Here is a 17,684-nt window from a genome sequence, read left to right on the forward strand (position 1 = left end):
GCCAAGTATAAGCGATCGCTTACAATACACTCAGATAAGTTTGCTCAGAATTCATCGGTAAAATCCGCAACTTACGATTTTTTAGGTCTGGTTCTAACCCTAAAACTTCCATTGGCGTCACACCAAAAAGGGCATAAGGTACTTCTGTGAGTTCCAGACAATCAAAGGTTCCTTGACGCTCTGCAATACTAAGTTCAACATCTCGGAAAATTCGCCCCTGCTTTACTCCAGCCGCAGTCTCTACCTGAGCTTCTCCACCTTGGACTAAACCTAGTTGACTAATAATGCTAGTAGGTAAGCATAGCAAAGTTGCACCCGTATCAACTAAAACATCATCCAAAGTACAACAGCGAACTTCCGCCGGAGAAATGAAGCCTCGTTGAGCCAAAACTTGATCAATTCGATTGGTGACAGTGAGGGTAACTATTACTTGCCCCATTTGCTTACCCTGAAGATTTGGCAGTACCAACTTACCCATTTCAGCAAACTCCTGAAAACAAAATATTTATGAGAGATGCCTTAAAACACAAAGACGCAAAAACGCTTCTGCGCCTTTGCGTCTCTGCATAAGATATTCCCTATCTACACCATCTCTGATTCTGCCTGCATCATCTGCTGAGGCTGCGGTTGGAACATGAACAACGAATAAACCACATCTCGGCGAATGTTAACCATCATATCCAAGAAGAGTTCGTAACCCTCGCTCTTATACTCAATTAGCGGGTCTTTTTGACCATAACCACGCAATCCCACCGATTCGCGTAAGGCATCCATTTGTTGCAGGTGTTCCCGCCACAGGGTATCAATGCGTTGCAAGATAAAAAAGCGTTCAGCTTGGCGCATCAGTCCGGGCTGAACTTGGTCAATCTGCGCTTCTTTGAGATCGTAAGCAATTCGCACCTGTTCATGGAGGAAGGCTTTAATCTCACTGACTGACATATCCTCTAATTGACTTGGCTGCAAATCCGCTAACAGATAAACGAATTCTTTGACTTTCTCAACCAACTTTTCTAACTCCCACTCTTCCGAGGGTAAGTCTACGTTGATATAGTAGTCAACGATGTCATCCATCGTTTTTTCAGCGTACTTGATTACCTGTTCTTTCAAATCTTGACCTTCTAACACTCGGCGGCGTTCAGCATAAATAGCACGACGTTGATTATTCATCACCTCGTCATACTCAAATACCTGTTTACGGATGTCGTAGTAGTAGGTTTCAACTTTTTTCTGTGCGCCTTCCAAACTACGGGTAAGCATCCCAGATTCGATGGGCATATCTTCTTCCACTTGGAAGGCATTCATTAACCCAGCAACGCGATCGCCACCAAAAATCCGCAGTAGGTTATCCTCTAAACTGAGGAAGAATCTCGTGGTTCCTGGGTCACCTTGTCTTCCTGCACGTCCCCGCAGCTGGTTGTCAATCCGCCGCGATTCATGGCGTTCTGTACCAATTACGTGTAAACCGCCGATTTCCACTACTTCATTGTGTTCGCGGGTAGTAAATTGTTCATATTCCTGCTTAACGCGGTTATATGCTTCCCGCAATTTCTGAATCACAGGGTCATCGATGGGAGCTTTTTCTGCTGCTATAGCTACCTTGTCTTCTGCTTCCAATTCCGGTAAGCTGCGATCGCCATACTCACGCACTGCAATTTCTACTGCTTCTTTAAGCAGTTTTTCTGTTTCTTTTGTCAACTGGGTGGGGAAAATTTCTGGTGAAGCCCGCCAAGTTTTGACTTTTTTGCCAGGGACAAAGCCTTGACCACCGCCGTGTCCTGTAGGCAATCCGGCTGGCCTTTGAACACCAAAGGTGTCTTCATCTTCTGGCATGACGATCCGGGGCATGAAGTATTCCCGCAGCTTCAAACGTGCCATATATTCGGAGTTTCCACCCAGGATGATGTCTGTACCTCTACCAGCCATGTTAGTAGCAATAGTCACAGCACCCTTCCGTCCAGCTTGAGCAACGATTTCTGCCTCACGCTCGACGTTTTCCGGTCGGGCGTTGAGTAATTCGTGGGGAATCTCCAGCTGCTTCAGCAGTCGGCTGAGAAGTTCGGATTTTTCCACACTAGTGGTTCCTACTAATACAGGTCTGCCGAGTTCGTGCATTTCGGCACATTCTTTAGCGATCGCACCCCACTTGCCTGGTTCTGTCTTAAAGACCATATCAGACAAATCTTCCCGTCTTCTGGCTTGGTTGGTGGGAATTACCGCAACTTCCAGTTTGTAAATTTTTTCAAATTCTGGTTCTTCTGTTTTTGCTGTTCCGGTCATTCCACCGAGTTTTGGATACAGCAAGAACAGATTTTGATAAGTAATTGTTGCTAAAGTTTGAGTTTCTGGCTGAATTTCTACGTGTTCTTTGGCTTCAATAGCCTGGTGTAGTCCATCACTCCAACGCCGTCCCGGTAGCACCCGACCGGTAAATTCATCCACAATTACCACTTCCCCATTGCGGACGATGTAATTTACGTCCTTGAGAAAAAGTTCTTTGGCTTTAATCGCATTGAAAACGAAGTGCGCCCAAGGATCTTCTGGGTCAAATAAATCTGTGACTCCCAAAAGATTTTCGGCTTCAGCAAAGCCTTCATCAGTCAGTAGCACGTTACGAGCTTTTTCATCCACATCGTAATGCTCGTCTTTTTTGAGTGTGAATGCTATTTCAGAGGCTTGCAGATACTTTTCTGTGGGCCTTTCCACCTGCCCAGAAATAATCAGTGGTGTCCGCGCTTCATCAATTAAAATCGAGTCCACCTCGTCAATCACGCAAAAATTGAACGGGCGTTGCACCACATCTGCCATTGATGTCGCCATGTTATCCCGCAGGTAGTCAAACCCTACCTCGCTGTTGGTGACATAGGTAATATCGCAATCGTAATTTTTCTGGCGTTCACTGGGAGTCATGCTTGACTGGATTAGCCCCACACTCAGCCCCAAGAACCGATGCACCTGTCCCATCCATTCCGCATCCCGACGAGCCAGGTAATCGTTCACGGTGACGACGTGTACACCTTTACCAGTAAGGCCATTTAAATAACTCGGTAAGGTTGCCACGAGCGTTTTTCCCTCACCGGTTTTCATTTCGGCAATTTGCCCTATATGCAAAATGATCCCGCCAACGAGTTGGACATCAAAGTGCCGCAAGCCTAAGACTCGCCGTCCTGCTTCCCGGACAACGGCGTAAGCTTCTGGCAAAATGTCATCCAGAGTTTCGCCTTTGGCAAGCCGTTGTTTAAATTCAGCGGTTTTACCTTTTAACTCCTCATCGGAAAGAACCTTAATTTCTTCCTCTAAAAGGTTAATTTCAGTAACAGAAGGTTGGTATTTTTTAAGCTTACGAGCGTTGGGGTCGCCCAACAAAAGTTTTAACATGGCAGGTTATAGAACTGAATCAAGGGGGATGGGGATTAAAGGTTCGGTATTGATTATAAACATTTAACCCAACCCAACCGTCTTGGTCGTGGATGGGTGTAACCGAGAATTAACTCAAAAACAGGAGAAAAACTAGCCAATCATTTAGTAAACTGATTGCTTTTAACTCTTATCTTATATTTAGTCTTTCTTCATAGTATCATTTTGCCCCCAGATAGGGCCAGAGAGGGAGTGGGGGAATAGACTTATAAGATATGAGTTATGAATTTTTCAACTCCTAATACCGTTTCACTTTAATAATTAGGACTTACGCACAGTCCACGAATTTTTCTCTACGAGACGCTGCGCGTTGGCGGTAGCCTGCGGCAAGCCACTACGTGTCTACGATAAATTAAGCTTTTGGGCGATTTTTGCGTAAGTCCTAACAATGATACAAATACGTTAGTAGGGGCACGGCAATGCCCATGCGTGTCAACTAAAGCTAAAACTCTTTTAAAACCTCGTTAAAAGCCTCTGGCTGGAAATGCTCTTCAATTGCGGCTCTACCGCTAGTGTTGAGGCAGAGCCTCTCATTAGGCATTCCCAGTCGGAGACTTCTTTTCGAGGCACCTCTAAAAGCTTGTTCTAGGCTTTTGCCTTAAGTTGACACGTATGGGCAATGCCGTGCCCCTACGATAAATCTATATGTATCAGGGTTTGCGTGAAATGCTATAATTCCTAACTCTTCACTTCCACTCTGGTGTCAGGCGGCGGAAATTGTAATCACTAGCACTGGGATGACAGCTAACACAACTGCCAAGCTGGACAGGACGTGGTAACTTAACTCCTGGATGTAGAGCTTTGAAATAACGCGAGTTGTTGAGGCGATAGGGTGTTTCTTCGTCGTCTAGCTGCACACGGGAGAAAGTCGAAAGATATTTCCACACCAAGATGCGTGGCGGATCGACTAAAGGCTTTAGTTGTGCGCCGTAGTGCTGCGAGTCTTGCAGGAGATTTTTCCAAGTTTGGGTGGGTAAAACGGCTGGTGGTAAGGCGATGTGGCATGTGGAGCAGTTTTCCAAATAGAGTTCTTGCCCTAGTTGGTACTGTGCAGGAACTACGTCAACTGTGCCAATTTCGGCAGGGGGAGTAGCACTGTGGGCATTAGTTGCCAAGGCTAGAAGCCAGCCCATAGCTAGGCTCCACGTTACAATTACCAAAAGTAAACCGAAAAATTGGCGCTTAAATTGGCGTTCGGCGCTTTGCTGTAGCACTTGGCGATCGCTACGTCCCGCCCGTAGCCCATCGCTGTTAGGCAGGCGCTTTTCGCCATTGTGGGTTTTGCGCTTAACAAAAATTGACATTCCTCACATTCCCAGATATTTAGAAGTAGCGCTAGTGTTAATCATAGGACTTACGCAGTCTTGGCAGTGTTTCACATTTTGCGTAAGTACTTTTAGTAATGTGGCGATGTTTATTGGCAAGCCGCTCTGCGTCTGTGCCTCTCTCCATGCATAACAGTAATATAAATGTCTATTCAGCGCACTACTGACTATACAAGGAAAAATATTCTGACAGTTTTAACCTGACTCACTAGAAAAATCAGCTAAAATACCTCGGATTTCATTTACACCAATATCTTCTCAGTTAGACTTAAAATAAATCGTTAGTAACAAAATACTTGTAGGTGACTCAACTTGATAAATCAATCAGTATCCAGCACTTTTACTTTTTTGGATACTACTGTTTCTCACCTTGTAAATAATATAATCCTCACCAATAACTTATAACTGTAGTAGTTGTGGATAGGGATTTAAACGCCGCCATTGTGTGCGATTCGTTCAGTCGAAACCGAGCAATCGGGCTGACTTTTCACGGTATGTAGAAAAGGTTATTTTGAGGGTTTCCCAAGCCCTGATTTTTCCGTTAGCTATTTTCATTAACTAAAAGCTATTGAGAATTAAACTGTGGAAAAAGCCACGCTTTTTCGGGGCTTGAGGACTTACCGTGAAAAGTCAGGTTTATAACAATCCCTCCAATTCAGCGAATTTACGCAAACGTGGTAGACACTGCCGCTGATAAAAACTGCTTAATGTCGGAATTGACAGCCCAAATTCCTCAGATAATTCTCTCCAACTGACTTCCGGGGGTAGGCGTTTGAGAATTAACACCTGACAATTCACATCTGGACGCCCTTTAATGTAAGTACGGCGCAGTTCTCCTTCGGAATCTGTCTTAGCCCATATCTCCAAGTCTTCCAGAATAGGAGGTGGTTGGGGGGTAGCTGGGAGGTTATCTACAGGATCAATGGTTTCCCCGATTCCACCTGATGTAGACTGACGAACCCAAAGAGGGACTGTTGTGGCTTGTTCTCGGTTCTGGTTAGTGTAAAAGTCTTGTAGTCTCCGTTTTAGGTAAGCATTCAGCCAAGTGATGACACTGCCATAGGTGGAGTCATAGATTTGACCTGTCAAACCTTCACAAACATTGCGGCAGAAATACAACCAAGTTTGTTGTAGTGCATCTTGATAGTAGGGAGTACTTTCCCTCCAAAGTCTACTTGCTGTCAAGCGAATAATTTGCGTGAGCAGCTTCTGACGCTGAGGGCTTCCAGGTGGGTGTCCACAGGCTTCGCTAACTAAGCAGCGTAGCTGTTCATCGAATTGAACCATGACAATCTTGGGGCAGAAAGCAAGAATATCTTAGTATTGCCTATAACAACCCCCTAAAAAATTACCTTTGGTCAAGATGCAGTATTTTTTTTCAAATCCTCTCAATATAATTTTACCCAGGATAATAAATTTTCCCACCAGGAATATGTCAGATTACCAATACTCAGCTTCATTTTGTTGCGAATGTCTTGGATATTCCAGTTGGTTAGTTTAGCTAGAGTTTGCGCCTCTTGTTCAAAACGCTTGGGCAAAGACTGCTTATATTCTCTACCTGCCTGACATTTGAGTTCCCCTTGGAAGGGATGTTGCAAAACATAACGCCCTTGAAAAGATTCACTGTTTGCAGTTTGTTGGAATATCAGGTCTTCAGGGAATTTGTCGCGGGTGTAGCGGACATGCAGCCGGGAGATGAAGACGTTACTTCTAGGAGAGGGACGACGAAAGCTGGGGGATGCTGGCAGATTACTTTCAGAATTATCATCTAGCCAAAATACGCCTGCTTGCTTTAGTTCATCTTGGGTTAGGGGATCAGCAGAACAGGGATCGCAACTACTCATGTCCCAAGCGTATTCCAAAAAACCAACTTTCCTATCTTCTTTGGTGTAGACAGTTTGAAACATAGATTTGTAGAATTCACCAAATTCATCTTTGACAAACAAAGGAATGTTCGTGTTAGAAGGGATTTTCACTGTCCGGTAATTAGTGATTTCTGCCTGTCCTTGGGGCGAGAGGATGTAGACAATCAAATCCTGCTCTGTTGTAGCATTGATCATGCCTAAACGAATTGGCAGCATGAATTTGGGTGACTGGTAGGAAATTTGTAACGGACGAAGGAACTGGTAGCCAGATTTCTCGAATTTATCCAAGTTGACTTTGGCAACAAAGAATTTCATTGAGGAGCGGATGTAGGGCTTTAATAACTGTTTCGCACCTCTGGGAATTTTGTAGCCATTGCCTTTGAGCCAAGTTTCTAGTCCCCCAGATTCTTTGGCACTAAGGATCACGATGTCGTATTCGCCGACGTTGAAACGTGCTTCGACTGTTACACCCAAACTAGCATCACCGCGTCTCCTACTCTCTGGCTCATTGCTTGCGCGTCCTCTAGGTGCCGCAGCAGGTAGATTTACCGAATCAGTAATAGCACAAGGATCTGAGTCAAAATATTCTACCAATCGCGGCGCACTAAAAGCATCCAAGCGCTCGATAATTTTCGGTTCAGTTACGCGAACTTGCTCTTTTTGCAGCACCGTTGGCACAGGTACTACTATTGCAAAATCTTTGACTTCGCCTTGAAAGTCGTTTGCCATTGTTAGGACAGTGCGTTCCTCATCCCGTGCTATCACGACCTGAGAAGCTTTGTTATACAGTTTTGTATCAGCCTTCGCTACATAAAATCCACAAAATGCCCAAGCTGCGGGTGCGAAGCATAAAACAGCTACAATTGTCAACAATAATGGTGTTAAGAGTCGAAAAAACTTCATTTTATACCTCTACTTTTTTAGTGCTGAGTTAGGAGACGCGATTAATCGCGTCTGTACAGGAGCGAGGAGAGACGCGATTAATCGCGTCTGTACAAGAGGGGTGAGTAAGAAGTTCTCCCCCCTGCTACCTCATCTCCCTCTTGCCAAGCAAACCGTGGAGCTACCCAGAGAACATCTAGCAGAATGGTCAATGGTGCAAGGGCAAACAGTGCCCAGAAAACTGCTGTGGAAACAAAGAAATAATTCCGCAGGATAAAAGTTAATCCGGCGATGCAAACTGCCCAAACTACACGCCCAAGTTGAGAATTGGGGATCGATCGCGGATCTGTAATCATAAATAGGGCGAACAGCAGCAAAGACCCGCTCATCAATCGATGCCAGTAAACATCCCAAGTCCAACCCAGCCAGAGATTGCGAATCGCCTCCAGCAAGGAGTAGCTACCCAAAAAAGCTGCTGTGGTGTCCCAACGACCAAGGCGCTGCAAAATCATGCCACCAGTTCCGGCAAATAATAGCCCATACCACCATTCTTCACCCCATTGTCCCGGCGAAACCCAAGCATCGGGGGTGAGAATCAAGGCAGAAATGATCCCAAAATTGGCGGGATTAAAGAAATGCTTATCACCGATTTGGAAGATAAATTTGCTGGCAATCGCAATTGCTGCGGCTATTGCCATTGTTGTCCAGTGGTCAGCCCGCAACAGCAGGGACAGTCCCAGTGAGGTAATTAAAGCACTCCGAAGATTCGTCATTTGTTCTTTGCCAGTAACTAATGACAATATCCATTGGGTCGCAAGACTTGTGGCGATCGCTACTCCAATCAACTCTGGTCGCAGCGTCCAATCTCGTGTACCGATTCCCACGACTAGGAACAAGCCCAGAAATAGAATTTGATAATCTCGTATATCTTTGAGCAACATTACCCTTTCATTCAGGGTTTCCCCGTAGATTTGTCATCAATCTAGACGAGTGCTAACTCAAATAGTATTTCTGTTACAGATTTTGTTACAAAGCGTCCCCACTCTTTGCGTCTTCTTGGTAAAACGGAGAGAGGTTTGGTGTAGAAGTATGTCACAAGCTCATGAACTCAAATCAGCCCAGCATCAAACACACTTGTATTGACGGTCAAGAAATATTATTTCCCAGCCAAGAAGACTGGGAAACTTTGCGATTAAACGCCTTCATTGATGATCTACCACTGGCTATTTTAGATTTGCTTTGGTCAGCACTTGAGTTTACTCAGAAATACCCTGAGCTTCACTTGGGACTTGGAAAAATATCGATGAGGAAAAAGGAATGGATGCCATATATTTTTGTTGAAATAGAATCAAACTTCCAAAGAGTTCATTTGGAAACGTTAACCTGTAATTCTTGTAATTGGCGAGGAAAAACAGCCAATCCTATGCTTATCGATCCATATTTTGGAGATGGGATCAATCAAGATCATTTCACTCTTATGAAAGCTGCTGAAAGATATCCTGTGCTTCCTTGCCCCTTCTGTGACAATCGCTTACCAAGGCATCCAATTTGGGTAGAATATTGAGGCATTGTATGCGGTGCTTTAAATATGCTTTATTGCCAGAAGCATCACCGAATAGCCCGTCGCAGACATCGCAGTTTCGCAAGCAACACCGACAAAAAGTTGTCAGCAGCAGATAAACGCAAAATGCAGCTAGCTCCCCTGTTCCCAATTTTATACCGGATTCTCCAGCCAAGCTTTCCCAACTGCCTTTGGGCTGGAAATCCCCATTCTAAAGCGATCGCCCTCACATTCGATGATGGGCCCCATCCGCAATACACACCCGAAGTCTTGGCGGTGTTAGATCGTTACAACATTACTGCCAGTTTTTTTTGGTTGGGTGTTTGCGTCAACCGTTCACCAGCCATTGCTAAAGCCGTTAGCGAGCGTGGACACTGGATCGGATTGCATGGCTATGATCATCGCTCTTTTGCCATGCTTTCCCCAAATGACCTGAAGGACAGTTTAGAAAAAAACCAAGCTGCCATCTACAATGCTTGCAACCTACAACCAGAACAAGTGCGGGATGTCCGCCCCCCCAATGGTTTATTTACACCTGCTACTTTAAAATTATTTTTTCAGTGGAATTACCGCCCAGTTATGTGGAGTGTTGTACCAGAAGACTGGGTGCGACCAGGTGTCACTACCGTGGTAGAGCGAGTTATGCAGCAGGTCAAAAATGGTTCAATAATCGTTTTGCATGATGGTGCTTGCGGAGGAGAAGATGTTGCTGCCACAATTCAAATCCTGATTCCGCAACTTCTACAACAAGGCTATAAGTTTGTGACTGTTGATACTCTGTGGCAACGAGTTAAGACCAACCATTGACTATTACACATTTAATAATAGGTGAAGTTAATAATTTCCTCTAAATCAGGCTTTCGCATAAATTATGCCAGAGCAGTTTCCTATCATTGATGTTCCCCTAGATGCCCTGGAGGCTGATGAGGATTTGGGAACAAAAGAAAAGTTCTGGTTTCGTCATCAGGATCTAGGTCGTTGTCTATTCAAGAAAGCTAGACCAAACACAGGAGAAGATTGGGCAGATAAGATTGCAGCCCAGTTGTGTGAGTTGCACAAAAGATATTGGAGTTAAATCAAAGTAAGCTGCTGGACACCCTACTATGAAAACACTTTTTTTAGCTTGGCAAGATCCTAAAAGTCGCGCTTGGCTTCCCATTGTTCGCTTAACATTTGACGGAAAAAAATATCAGTTTGTATATACGCAAGGTGCTATTAAAGCTCAAGCTGAACATAATTTTCAGCTATTGTATTCCTTCCCAGACTTGAACAAAGAATACGCATCAGTTGAACTATTCCCCTTGTTTTCTAATCGATTAATGCGACGCTCTCGCCCTGATTACAAAGATTATATTGAATCGCTAAATATTTCTGAAGGAGAAGACGATCCAGTTAGTATTCTTTCTCGGAGTGGTGGACGCAAGGTAACAGATTATTTTGAAGTTTTCCCTTGTCCAGAACCAGATGAAAATGGTTTATACCATATCCATTTTTTTGCACATGGATTACGACACCTTCCTGCTTGTGTAACTGAACGGATTAGTCATTTACAAACGGGTGAAGTATTATATTTAGCTAACGAATTTCAAAATCCCTATGACTCGCGTGCATTACTTTTATGCACTGAGGATCATTATATCGTAGGTTATTGCCCTCGATATATTGTCGATGATGTTTTTAAACTCAAAAACAAAAATCCTGAACTTGTAAAAGTACACGTTGAGCGCGTTAACCCAGTACCGACACCTCTCCAACTACGTTTATTGTGCAATATGACCGCAGAATGGCATGAGGATTTTCGTCCATTTTCTAGTCGGGAGTATCAGCCTTTGGTAGCTGATATCCCGATGACTTATGCTAGTTCCTAGAGTTGATGTGCGGCTAGAAAAGCTTCGACTTCAGCATTTGTAGGTTGGGAAGCGATCGCACCTGCTTTAATGGTAGTCAGCGCTCCAACAGCACTGGCATATGTGACAATGCGTTTTGCTGTTTCTGCATCTCGCAAGCTGTGGATGCCGTGCTGACTCAGTTGGTAGATGAATCCTGCCAAAAAGCTATCACCTGCACCAGTTGTATCAACTACGGGGATGGAAAACGCAGATAATTTGCCTTCGTTCTCACCCAGACAGTAGGTGCAACCGTTTTCACCATCTGTCACTAATACTCCTTCAATTGAACCTAGACGGTAAGTGATGGCTCCGGGATCTGCGCTTTCAAATAGCCATTCAGCTTCTTCTTTAGAGAGTTTGAGGAAATCGACTCGCTTAAATAATTCTGGAATTTTTTGATGAGCGATGTTTGGCTCGTCCCAAAATACAGGACGCCAGTTGACATCTAGCATAATCTTTAAGTCGTAATGTTCTGCTAACTCTAGGGCGCGGTAAATTGCCTGTTCACTTTCAGGATAGGCTAATTCCAAAGTACCCAAAACCAGAAAATCTGCCTCTTGAAACAACGAATTTGGCAATTGTTTAGCTTGCAGACAAGTATCAGCAAATTCTGCGGTATCATACTGACCAAATCCGGCGAAGGTGCGATCGCCAGCTAGATCCCGTGTAACATAAACTTGCCGCGTTGGTGCTGTGGGATGGCGTTGTACCCCCGTCGTCTCTACACCTACATCTTGTAATAGCTTGACCAGTGCATTCCCTGGTTCATCTTCGCCAACGGCTCCGATAAAGCCGGCTGATGTCCCCAGCTTGACTAAAGCACAGGCTACGTTAGCTGGTGCCCCTCCTGGGTAGGGAGTCCAAGATTTCACTTCTTCCAGCTTTAGCCCCAATTGATCGGCTAAACAATCAAACAAAATTTCACCAAGGCACAAAACACGGGGATTGCTCATCTCATTTTTAATTTTAGATTTCGATTTGGATTAGGAATTTACAGTATAAAATCTACAATAATTTTTACTAATCTGTCGCCAGTCCTTCATAGAATTAAATAGCAATTTTTACTACTCCATAACATCTATATGCTTCTAAGCATCGCCTAAATTATCTAAATATTTTTACTAACTTTTAAAAATAAATAAGTGTTATATAGTACTTATATATTGTCATGATTTATATTCTTGCCAACTTGAAATCCAAAGAAAATATTGACAATGGTATTACTGCTAACACTTGAAACCCCTACCAACAAAAGAATCTTCTAGAATTAGAAAGAGCGATTAAGTACATATACCAAGCGAGGATAGAAATAGTCATGGCTGGTGGCAAGTCTGAGACCCCCGTTAGTCTGTCAGACAGAGAACTGCAAATTATCGACTTAGTGGCCACTGGCTTAACTAACCAAGAGATTGCAGGAAAACTGGAGATTAGCAAGCGTACAGTTGATAACCATATCAGTAATATTCTGACTAAGACCCAGACAGAAAATCGAGTAGCTCTTGTCCGCTGGGCTTTACAGTGGGGAAAAGTCTGTTTGAATGATGTTAATTGTTGTCTTCTGCCTAACCAGATCGAATAAACAATTTATTTGGTAGCAACGTAATTGCTCTGGTCTGGTATACTGACAAGCCAATTTTCAGGTTTACTGATTTTTCCCCTCCTCACGCCTAAGTTTTCAGTGTGAACACTCTACCAAAAGTTCCGAGTCCTTCACTCAGCCGGAGTTTATGTTAGTGGAGCCAGCTGACCCTCGGACTCGGAAACTATAAAGATCAGAATTGCTTTCCAAATTCAGCAGAACAGATTTAGAACTTACGCAGAGGGGCACAGGGGCACAGGAGAATAATTATAGGACTTAGGCATTGACAGGAAAGACCAAATATGGATGATTTGAAAATTACATTTGTATTAGGGGCACAGCATTGCTCATGCGTGTCAATGCCCAAACTCAATAATCATCCACAAAAATTAGCAACAATTCAGTGGTGCAAGCGTTACATTTGAAAGAAATCTATGTTGCTCCATCGGCTTGGAGAGCAGTGTTCCAATGAATACTTCTGCTTCTTTTCAGACTGGCTCGTCTCCCTTTGAATTTTTTAAGTTTGATCTTACGACACCTGTATCTGAGAAAGTTTCGACCCCAGAATACCGACCCTTAGACTTTCCACAACCCAGACAAGATGCCGACTTACTCAGGCAGCTATCGTTTATTCCAGGATTGAAAGAAATTTTGATTATCCGGCAGGTTCACGCCTTAGAACACGCTACTGTTTGGGTTCTTGGCGAATCAAAAAGTGCCTATCCTGCCAAAAGAGAACCTACTAACGTTCAACTAGATAACGAACTATTAGGCGGTTTATCTACTGAGCAGGGATTCTACCTCTATGGTGAGGTAAATATTAGTGATTTGCGGCGTGCGGTTACAATTGCTCGACATCGCCTCACCAGTGGAGAATGGGATTTGGCTGTACATCCCCGTTGCGGCACAAATTTATCAGTAGCAATGCTCTTAACAGCTGGACTAGCTGTCAGTGTACATCTGTTACTACCATTTCGACCAATCGAGCAAATTATAGGTTTGGGGTTAGCAGCGACGACAGCCGCTGAACTCGCACCTGATTTAGGTTCTATGGCACAGCGTTACCTAACAACTGCCATTCCTTTTAACCTAGCAATTGAAAATATTAGGCGTACACGCGACGTTTGGGGGCGTGAGGCACATTTTGTTAAAGTGGGCTGGCAAGACTGAAGAGAGCAAGAGGCAGAGGGACAGTTTTTACTGCGAGCAGAGAGGAAAGAAGTAATTTTTCTTCTTCCCCTTGCCAATGCCCAATACAACTCTACCAGAGGCTGGCGCTTAGGGCGTAGCTATGCCGTAGGCTTTACAGCAACGTCTTCACAGTGAGCCTGTCGAACAGCTCAGTACAAGTACCCACTCCCCTAATAAAATTATGAGAAAACTTTACTTCTTACTCCCCGGTACAGATGGCAAATTTGCTTGTGGTGGTCTTTGGGCTGAGTTAAAAGCACTTAATTTAGTTCAGCAGTTCTGTAGTGCTGATGTTGTAACTTACCGTCAACGGGAAAAAGGTAAGCTTTTTATTGATGATTTGCTAAAAGAGAAAAATTTAAGTGATGTAATTTTTGTTATCAGTTGGGGATTTGATATAGCTCAACTCGTGGCTAAACTTAAGCAATACAATGTCGTTTACCATGCACATAGTGCAGGTTATCCATTTAGACTGCCTGCGAGTATTCCGGTCATTACTGTTAGCCGCTATACAATGGGATATTGGGGAGAAAAATCACCCAATTCTCTCATTTATTATTTGCCCAATCAAATTTCTGATGAGTTTCAAAATTTAGGTCTTGAACGGGATATTGATGTTTTAGTTCAGGCTCGGAAATCTTCTGAGTATTTAATTAAAGAATTAATTCCAGCTTTGCAAAAACGTTGTAAAGTATTGGTTGTTGACTCTTATGTAGAGGATTTACCTGGACTATTCAACCGAGCTAAGGTTTACCTCTATGATTCGGCTGAGTACTGGGCACAACAGCGTGTTAGTGAAGGATTTGGTCTGCAACCAATGGAAGCTCTTGCCTGTGGTTGTCAAGTATTTTCTAGTGTCAATGGTGGACTTGCAGATTACTTAGATCCTGGATTTAATTGCTATAAAATTGCTGGATATTCACAAGAATATGATGTCCAGCGGATTTTAAAGGTGATTGATATTTCAGGAGCTTTTAGTTTATCTGAAGAGTTTTTTGCTGAGTATCGAACTGAAAATATTATTAATCGTTTCCGAGTTATTCTAAATGAGTTAAATGAATTCTTTGATCATACTATGCAGCAGCCATCTAATATTAAGAGTTTGACAGGAATACGTGTGGCAAAATTACTGGCTCAGAGGATATATGGAAAGCTGGAGAAGAAATACTTTAAGCAATAAAAACGTAAACGCGTAGCGGTGAAGCAGCGCGGTCTTGGGAGTTTCCCCCATGAGCGACTGCTGAACCCGGAGGGCTTGTTGCAGGCTACCGCAGAGGCAAGGCAGTGCGCCCTTCTCCCTTGGCGCTAGCCTCTCCCTTTGGGAGAAGGGGAGAGGCTTTAGCGCATAGCGCAGCGGTAGCGAGCCTGCGTTCGCGTAGCGTCTCGTAGAGAGCGTCTGCGGTTCCCCGACTTGTACCCCTACGAGGATCTTGCTACGCGCAGCGTCTCCCTTAGGAGAAGCAACTGCTGCGCTGAGAACACAGAGAGAAGAGAGGCAATTGGATGAATCGGCGGTTATTAGTTACGGGGGGTGCGGGGTTTATTGGGGCGAATTTTGTGCATCACTGGTGTCGAGTTTATCCAGATGACCGGGTGGTGGTGTTGGATGCTCTTACCTATGCGGGAAATCGTCTGAATTTGGCGCTGGTTGAGGGAGGAGAAAATTTTCGATTTGTCCAGGGGGATATTTGCGATCGCACCATTGTAGATCAGTTACTAGTATCTGAAAATATAGATACCATCGCCCATTTTGCCGCTGAATCTCATGTTGATCGTTCAATTCTTGGGCCAGCAACTTTTGTGCAAACTAATGTAGTGGGAACTTTCACGCTGCTGGAAGCTTTTCGGCAACATTGGGAGGCAAAAGCACAGCCATCTGATTATCGTTTCCTGCACGTTTCTACGGATGAAGTCTACGGTAGTCTGGGCGCAGATGATGCGGCTTTTTGTGAAACTACACCCTACGCTCCCAATAGTCCCTATTCAGCCTCAAAAGCTGGTAGTGACCATTTAGTGCGTGCTTATTATCATACTTACAACCTGCCGACAATTATCACAAACTGCTCTAATAATTACGGTCCTTATCAGTTTCCCGAAAAGCTAATTCCTCTGATGTGCATCAATACTTTGATAGGGAAACAATTACCTGTTTATGGCGATGGTAAAAATGTGCGGGATTGGCTTTATGTGGGCGATCATTGTCTGGCTCTGGAAGCGGTAATTAATCATGGTAAACCAGGAGAAACATATAATATTGGTGGCAATAATGAGGTAGAAAATATTAACCTCGTGCAACTTTTATGTCAGATGATGGATGAATTAGCACCTGATTTACCAGTACGTCCAACAGAGCAATTGATTACTTTTGTCAAGGATAGACAGGGACATGACAGAAGATATGCAATTAATGCCAACAAAATTAAAACTCAGCTTGGTTGGACACCTTCAGTAACGATTGTTGAGGGTTTAGGTTTAACTGTTGAATGGTATCTCAATCATCGTAATTGGTGGGAACCTCTGCTATCTGCGGAATATCAAGCCTACTATCGCAAAAATTATCTATAGAATAATCTAAAATTGGGCTAACTCTAACGAGTAACTTCCTCAAATTTTTATAGTGAACTAATTCATCATAATGTAAGCGACCAAGAATTATGCCTGGATGTCTATTTTGATTTTGAGCAAATTCTTCAATCGCTTTCCGAGAAAAGGCTTTTTTACTACTGATTGATTAACAGGCATTATGGATGGAGTTTGTGCGATCGCAGAACTTTTCGGTCTACTAAAAATGTTGAATTAAAATTTTGGCATAAAAATTTTAATTCAACATTTGAAACAGTATTGCTTGCTTTTTTCAAAGCCAGTGCCTTACACAGTCGTATTCGATATTGGGCATGATGACCTCTTACTTAGAGGGGATAACGTAACCTGCAATACCTTCAAACACATACCCATTCTTACCACCACCCAGCTCACTAAAATTAGTAGTGTAGAAGTGGTCTGTACCTGCGGAGCTGTAATATCGATATACAGGAAGAGTATTTGTAATAGGTCTAGGATAAACATAACCTGCAATACCTTCAAACACATACCCATTCTTACCACCACCTAGCTCACTAAAATTAGTAGTGTAGAAGTGGTCTGTAGCTGCGGAGCTGTAATATCTATATAGAGGAACAGTTCCAGCGTATGGTAGTTTAGAAATATAGGCGGCAATTCCTTCTGAGATATATCCGCCCTTACCATTTCCTAGTTCATCAAAATTAACCGTATAAAAGTGGTCAACAATTGATGGATTATAGTAACGGTAAAGTGGGTATGCCGTAACTACTGCACCATTAATTGTTCGAGTAATAGAAGGAACCTGAGCAATTAGTAGATTTTCTGAGCTACTTTTGCCTTTGCTAATAGTTAACTGATTGCTGTTCTGGAGTTTAGAAGAATTTGATGTCGCTAAAGCTAGATGGTCACTGTTTAAGTAGTTAACTGTACTAATACTTGCAATGCCAACAGCCAAACTACCAAAAGTTTTTAAGACTTTACCCCAAGACCAATTACTAAGCATAAAGTATCTCCTTAGCTTGATATAAAACAGATGTATAGTATCATACTAGTTTTAGTAAAACAAGAGATTAAGAGTAAAAGACTGTAATGCCTATCAAATCAAGTTTTTTGGGAAACCACTAGATGAACTTGATACTTTGCTTCAAGGTTTGTCCAAAACTCAAAAGAAGTACTCAAGGCTTGGGAGAGTTCAATAGCTGTTTCAGGTGTAATTTGCTTGCTTCCCTGAATAATTTCATTGATGGTTTGAACTGGATGCCCCATAATTTCTGCTAAATCTTTCTGTGTCCAGCCACGGGCTTCTATTTATCGACTTAAAATTTTTCCTGCTGTTGGTATTCTTGCTGGTACTAGCTTCTGGCTCATATTGCTGTCTCCTCTGCTGACGCTTTTTGCAATCCCCTTCGTGTCGTC

17 protein-coding genes are annotated in these 17,684 nt (G+C 43.3%); 8 read left to right on the forward strand and 9 right to left on the reverse strand.

The features are described 5' to 3' along the window. Positions 1-19 precede the first annotated feature (19 nt). From Q0541_RS20685 to Q0541_RS20710, 6 genes are all read right to left on the reverse strand, one after another. Positions 20-478, reverse strand: coding sequence for an aspartyl protease family protein (locus Q0541_RS20685; RefSeq protein WP_298914490.1), 459 nt, complete (start codon positions 476-478; stop codon positions 20-22). Positions 479-582: 104 nt separating this feature from the next. After that, positions 583-3,375 carry a preprotein translocase subunit SecA gene (gene secA, locus Q0541_RS20690; protein WP_298914493.1) on the reverse strand — a complete coding sequence of 931 codons (2,793 nt, stop codon included), beginning with the start codon at positions 3,373-3,375 and terminating at the stop codon, positions 583-585. Between the two features lie 725 nt (positions 3,376-4,100). Then, positions 4,101-4,718 (reverse strand): cytochrome C, encoded by a 618-nt coding sequence (locus tag Q0541_RS20695; RefSeq protein ID WP_298914496.1) that lies wholly within the window; start codon positions 4,716-4,718, stop codon positions 4,101-4,103. A 657-nt stretch (positions 4,719-5,375) separates the two neighbouring features. Then, positions 5,376-6,026: a sigma-70 family RNA polymerase sigma factor gene (locus Q0541_RS20700; RefSeq protein ID WP_298914498.1), complete on the reverse strand. Its 651-nt coding sequence runs from the start codon at positions 6,024-6,026 to the stop codon at positions 5,376-5,378. Positions 6,027-6,127: 101 nt separating this feature from the next. Further along, entirely contained in the window at positions 6,128-7,507 is a 1,380-nt protein-coding gene (locus tag Q0541_RS20705; RefSeq protein ID WP_298914504.1) for a DUF2330 domain-containing protein, read from the reverse strand. A gap of 77 nt (positions 7,508-7,584) precedes the next feature. Beyond that, complete coding sequence (locus tag Q0541_RS20710) at positions 7,585-8,427, reverse strand: RnfABCDGE type electron transport complex subunit D (RefSeq protein WP_298914507.1); 843 nt, start codon at positions 8,425-8,427, stop codon at positions 7,585-7,587. A 161-nt stretch (positions 8,428-8,588) separates the two neighbouring features. Here Q0541_RS20710 and Q0541_RS20715 point away from each other — a divergent pair, with 161 nt between their 5' ends. From Q0541_RS20715 to Q0541_RS20730, 4 genes are all read left to right on the forward strand, one after another. Further along, complete coding sequence (locus Q0541_RS20715; RefSeq protein WP_298914510.1) at positions 8,589-9,050, forward strand: hypothetical protein; 462 nt, start codon at positions 8,589-8,591, stop codon at positions 9,048-9,050. A gap of 123 nt (positions 9,051-9,173) precedes the next feature. Then, positions 9,174-9,854, forward strand: a complete 681-nt coding sequence (locus Q0541_RS20720) for a polysaccharide deacetylase family protein (RefSeq protein WP_298914752.1) — start codon at positions 9,174-9,176, stop codon at positions 9,852-9,854. A gap of 64 nt (positions 9,855-9,918) precedes the next feature. Continuing rightward, complete coding sequence (locus tag Q0541_RS20725; protein WP_298914513.1) at positions 9,919-10,122, forward strand: hypothetical protein; 204 nt, start codon at positions 9,919-9,921, stop codon at positions 10,120-10,122. A 28-nt stretch (positions 10,123-10,150) separates the two neighbouring features. Then, complete coding sequence (locus tag Q0541_RS20730; RefSeq protein ID WP_298914516.1) at positions 10,151-10,915, forward strand: HIRAN domain-containing protein; 765 nt, start codon at positions 10,151-10,153, stop codon at positions 10,913-10,915. On the opposite strand, the gene Q0541_RS20735 is transcribed toward Q0541_RS20730, so the two are convergent. Continuing rightward, entirely contained in the window at positions 10,912-11,889 is a 978-nt protein-coding gene (locus tag Q0541_RS20735) for a carbohydrate kinase (RefSeq protein WP_298914521.1), read from the reverse strand. The two genes, Q0541_RS20730 and Q0541_RS20735, sit on opposite strands and share 4 nt — an antisense overlap. A gap of 362 nt (positions 11,890-12,251) precedes the next feature. Between Q0541_RS20735 and Q0541_RS20740 the strand changes: the two genes are divergently transcribed. The 4 genes from Q0541_RS20740 (at position 12,252) to rfbB (ending at position 16,271) form a co-directional block, all read left to right on the forward strand. Further along, positions 12,252-12,515: a helix-turn-helix transcriptional regulator gene (locus Q0541_RS20740; protein ID WP_273766227.1), complete on the forward strand. Its 264-nt coding sequence runs from the start codon at positions 12,252-12,254 to the stop codon at positions 12,513-12,515. Positions 12,516-12,983: 468 nt separating this feature from the next. After that, on the forward strand, positions 12,984-13,685 hold the full coding sequence (locus tag Q0541_RS20745) for a DUF6391 domain-containing protein (protein ID WP_298914527.1): 702 nt from the start codon (positions 12,984-12,986) through the stop codon (positions 13,683-13,685). 202 nt (positions 13,686-13,887) lie between these two features. Then, positions 13,888-14,886: a glycosyltransferase gene (locus tag Q0541_RS20750; protein WP_298914530.1), complete on the forward strand. Its 999-nt coding sequence runs from the start codon at positions 13,888-13,890 to the stop codon at positions 14,884-14,886. 323 nt (positions 14,887-15,209) lie between these two features. Next, complete coding sequence (rfbB, locus tag Q0541_RS20755; protein ID WP_298914533.1) at positions 15,210-16,271, forward strand: dTDP-glucose 4,6-dehydratase; 1,062 nt, start codon at positions 15,210-15,212, stop codon at positions 16,269-16,271. Positions 16,272-16,611: 340 nt separating this feature from the next. Here rfbB and Q0541_RS20760 read toward each other — a convergent pair whose 3' ends face one another. After that, positions 16,612-17,271 carry a hypothetical protein gene (locus Q0541_RS20760; protein WP_298914536.1) on the reverse strand — a complete coding sequence of 220 codons (660 nt, stop codon included), beginning with the start codon at positions 17,269-17,271 and terminating at the stop codon, positions 16,612-16,614. Positions 17,272-17,369: 98 nt separating this feature from the next. Next, a complete protein-coding gene (locus Q0541_RS20765) occupies positions 17,370-17,576 on the reverse strand; it encodes a HigA family addiction module antitoxin (RefSeq protein ID WP_298914755.1) in 207 nt (68 codons plus the stop codon). Positions 17,577-17,684: the final 108 nt, after the last annotated feature.

The sequence above is a fragment of the uncultured Nostoc sp. genome, from assembly GCF_937863485.1.
Lineage (GTDB): Bacteria > Cyanobacteriota > Cyanobacteriia > Cyanobacteriales > Nostocaceae > Nostoc.

Bases quoted from the DNA above. Each gene is read 5' to 3' on its own strand.
- Q0541_RS20760 (WP_298914536.1), bottom strand. From the start codon at position 17,271: ATGCTTAGTAATTGGTCTTGGGGTAAAGTCTTAAAAACTTTTGGTAGT.
- Q0541_RS20735 (WP_298914521.1), bottom strand. From the start codon at position 11,889: ATGAGCAATCCCCGTGTTTTGTGCCTTGGTGAAATTTTGTTTGATTGT.
- Q0541_RS20700 (WP_298914498.1), bottom strand. From the start codon at position 6,026: ATGGTTCAATTCGATGAACAGCTACGCTGCTTAGTTAGCGAAGCCTGT.
- Q0541_RS20715 (WP_298914510.1), top strand. From the start codon at position 8,589: ATGAACTCAAATCAGCCCAGCATCAAACACACTTGTATTGACGGTCAA.
- Q0541_RS20710 (WP_298914507.1), bottom strand. From the start codon at position 8,427: ATGTTGCTCAAAGATATACGAGATTATCAAATTCTATTTCTGGGCTTG.
- Q0541_RS20695 (WP_298914496.1), bottom strand. From the start codon at position 4,718: ATGTCAATTTTTGTTAAGCGCAAAACCCACAATGGCGAAAAGCGCCTG.
- Q0541_RS20730 (WP_298914516.1), top strand. From the start codon at position 10,151: ATGAAAACACTTTTTTTAGCTTGGCAAGATCCTAAAAGTCGCGCTTGG.
- Q0541_RS20705 (WP_298914504.1), bottom strand. From the start codon at position 7,507: ATGAAGTTTTTTCGACTCTTAACACCATTATTGTTGACAATTGTAGCT.
- Q0541_RS20745 (WP_298914527.1), top strand. From the start codon at position 12,984: ATGAATACTTCTGCTTCTTTTCAGACTGGCTCGTCTCCCTTTGAATTT.
- Q0541_RS20750 (WP_298914530.1), top strand. From the start codon at position 13,888: ATGAGAAAACTTTACTTCTTACTCCCCGGTACAGATGGCAAATTTGCT.
- Q0541_RS20725 (WP_298914513.1), top strand. From the start codon at position 9,919: ATGCCAGAGCAGTTTCCTATCATTGATGTTCCCCTAGATGCCCTGGAG.
- secA (WP_298914493.1), bottom strand. From the start codon at position 3,375: ATGTTAAAACTTTTGTTGGGCGACCCCAACGCTCGTAAGCTTAAAAAA.
- Q0541_RS20685 (WP_298914490.1), bottom strand. From the start codon at position 478: ATGGGTAAGTTGGTACTGCCAAATCTTCAGGGTAAGCAAATGGGGCAA.
- Q0541_RS20720 (WP_298914752.1), top strand. From the start codon at position 9,174: ATGCAGCTAGCTCCCCTGTTCCCAATTTTATACCGGATTCTCCAGCCA.
- Q0541_RS20740 (WP_273766227.1), top strand. From the start codon at position 12,252: ATGGCTGGTGGCAAGTCTGAGACCCCCGTTAGTCTGTCAGACAGAGAA.
- rfbB (WP_298914533.1), top strand. From the start codon at position 15,210: ATGAATCGGCGGTTATTAGTTACGGGGGGTGCGGGGTTTATTGGGGCG.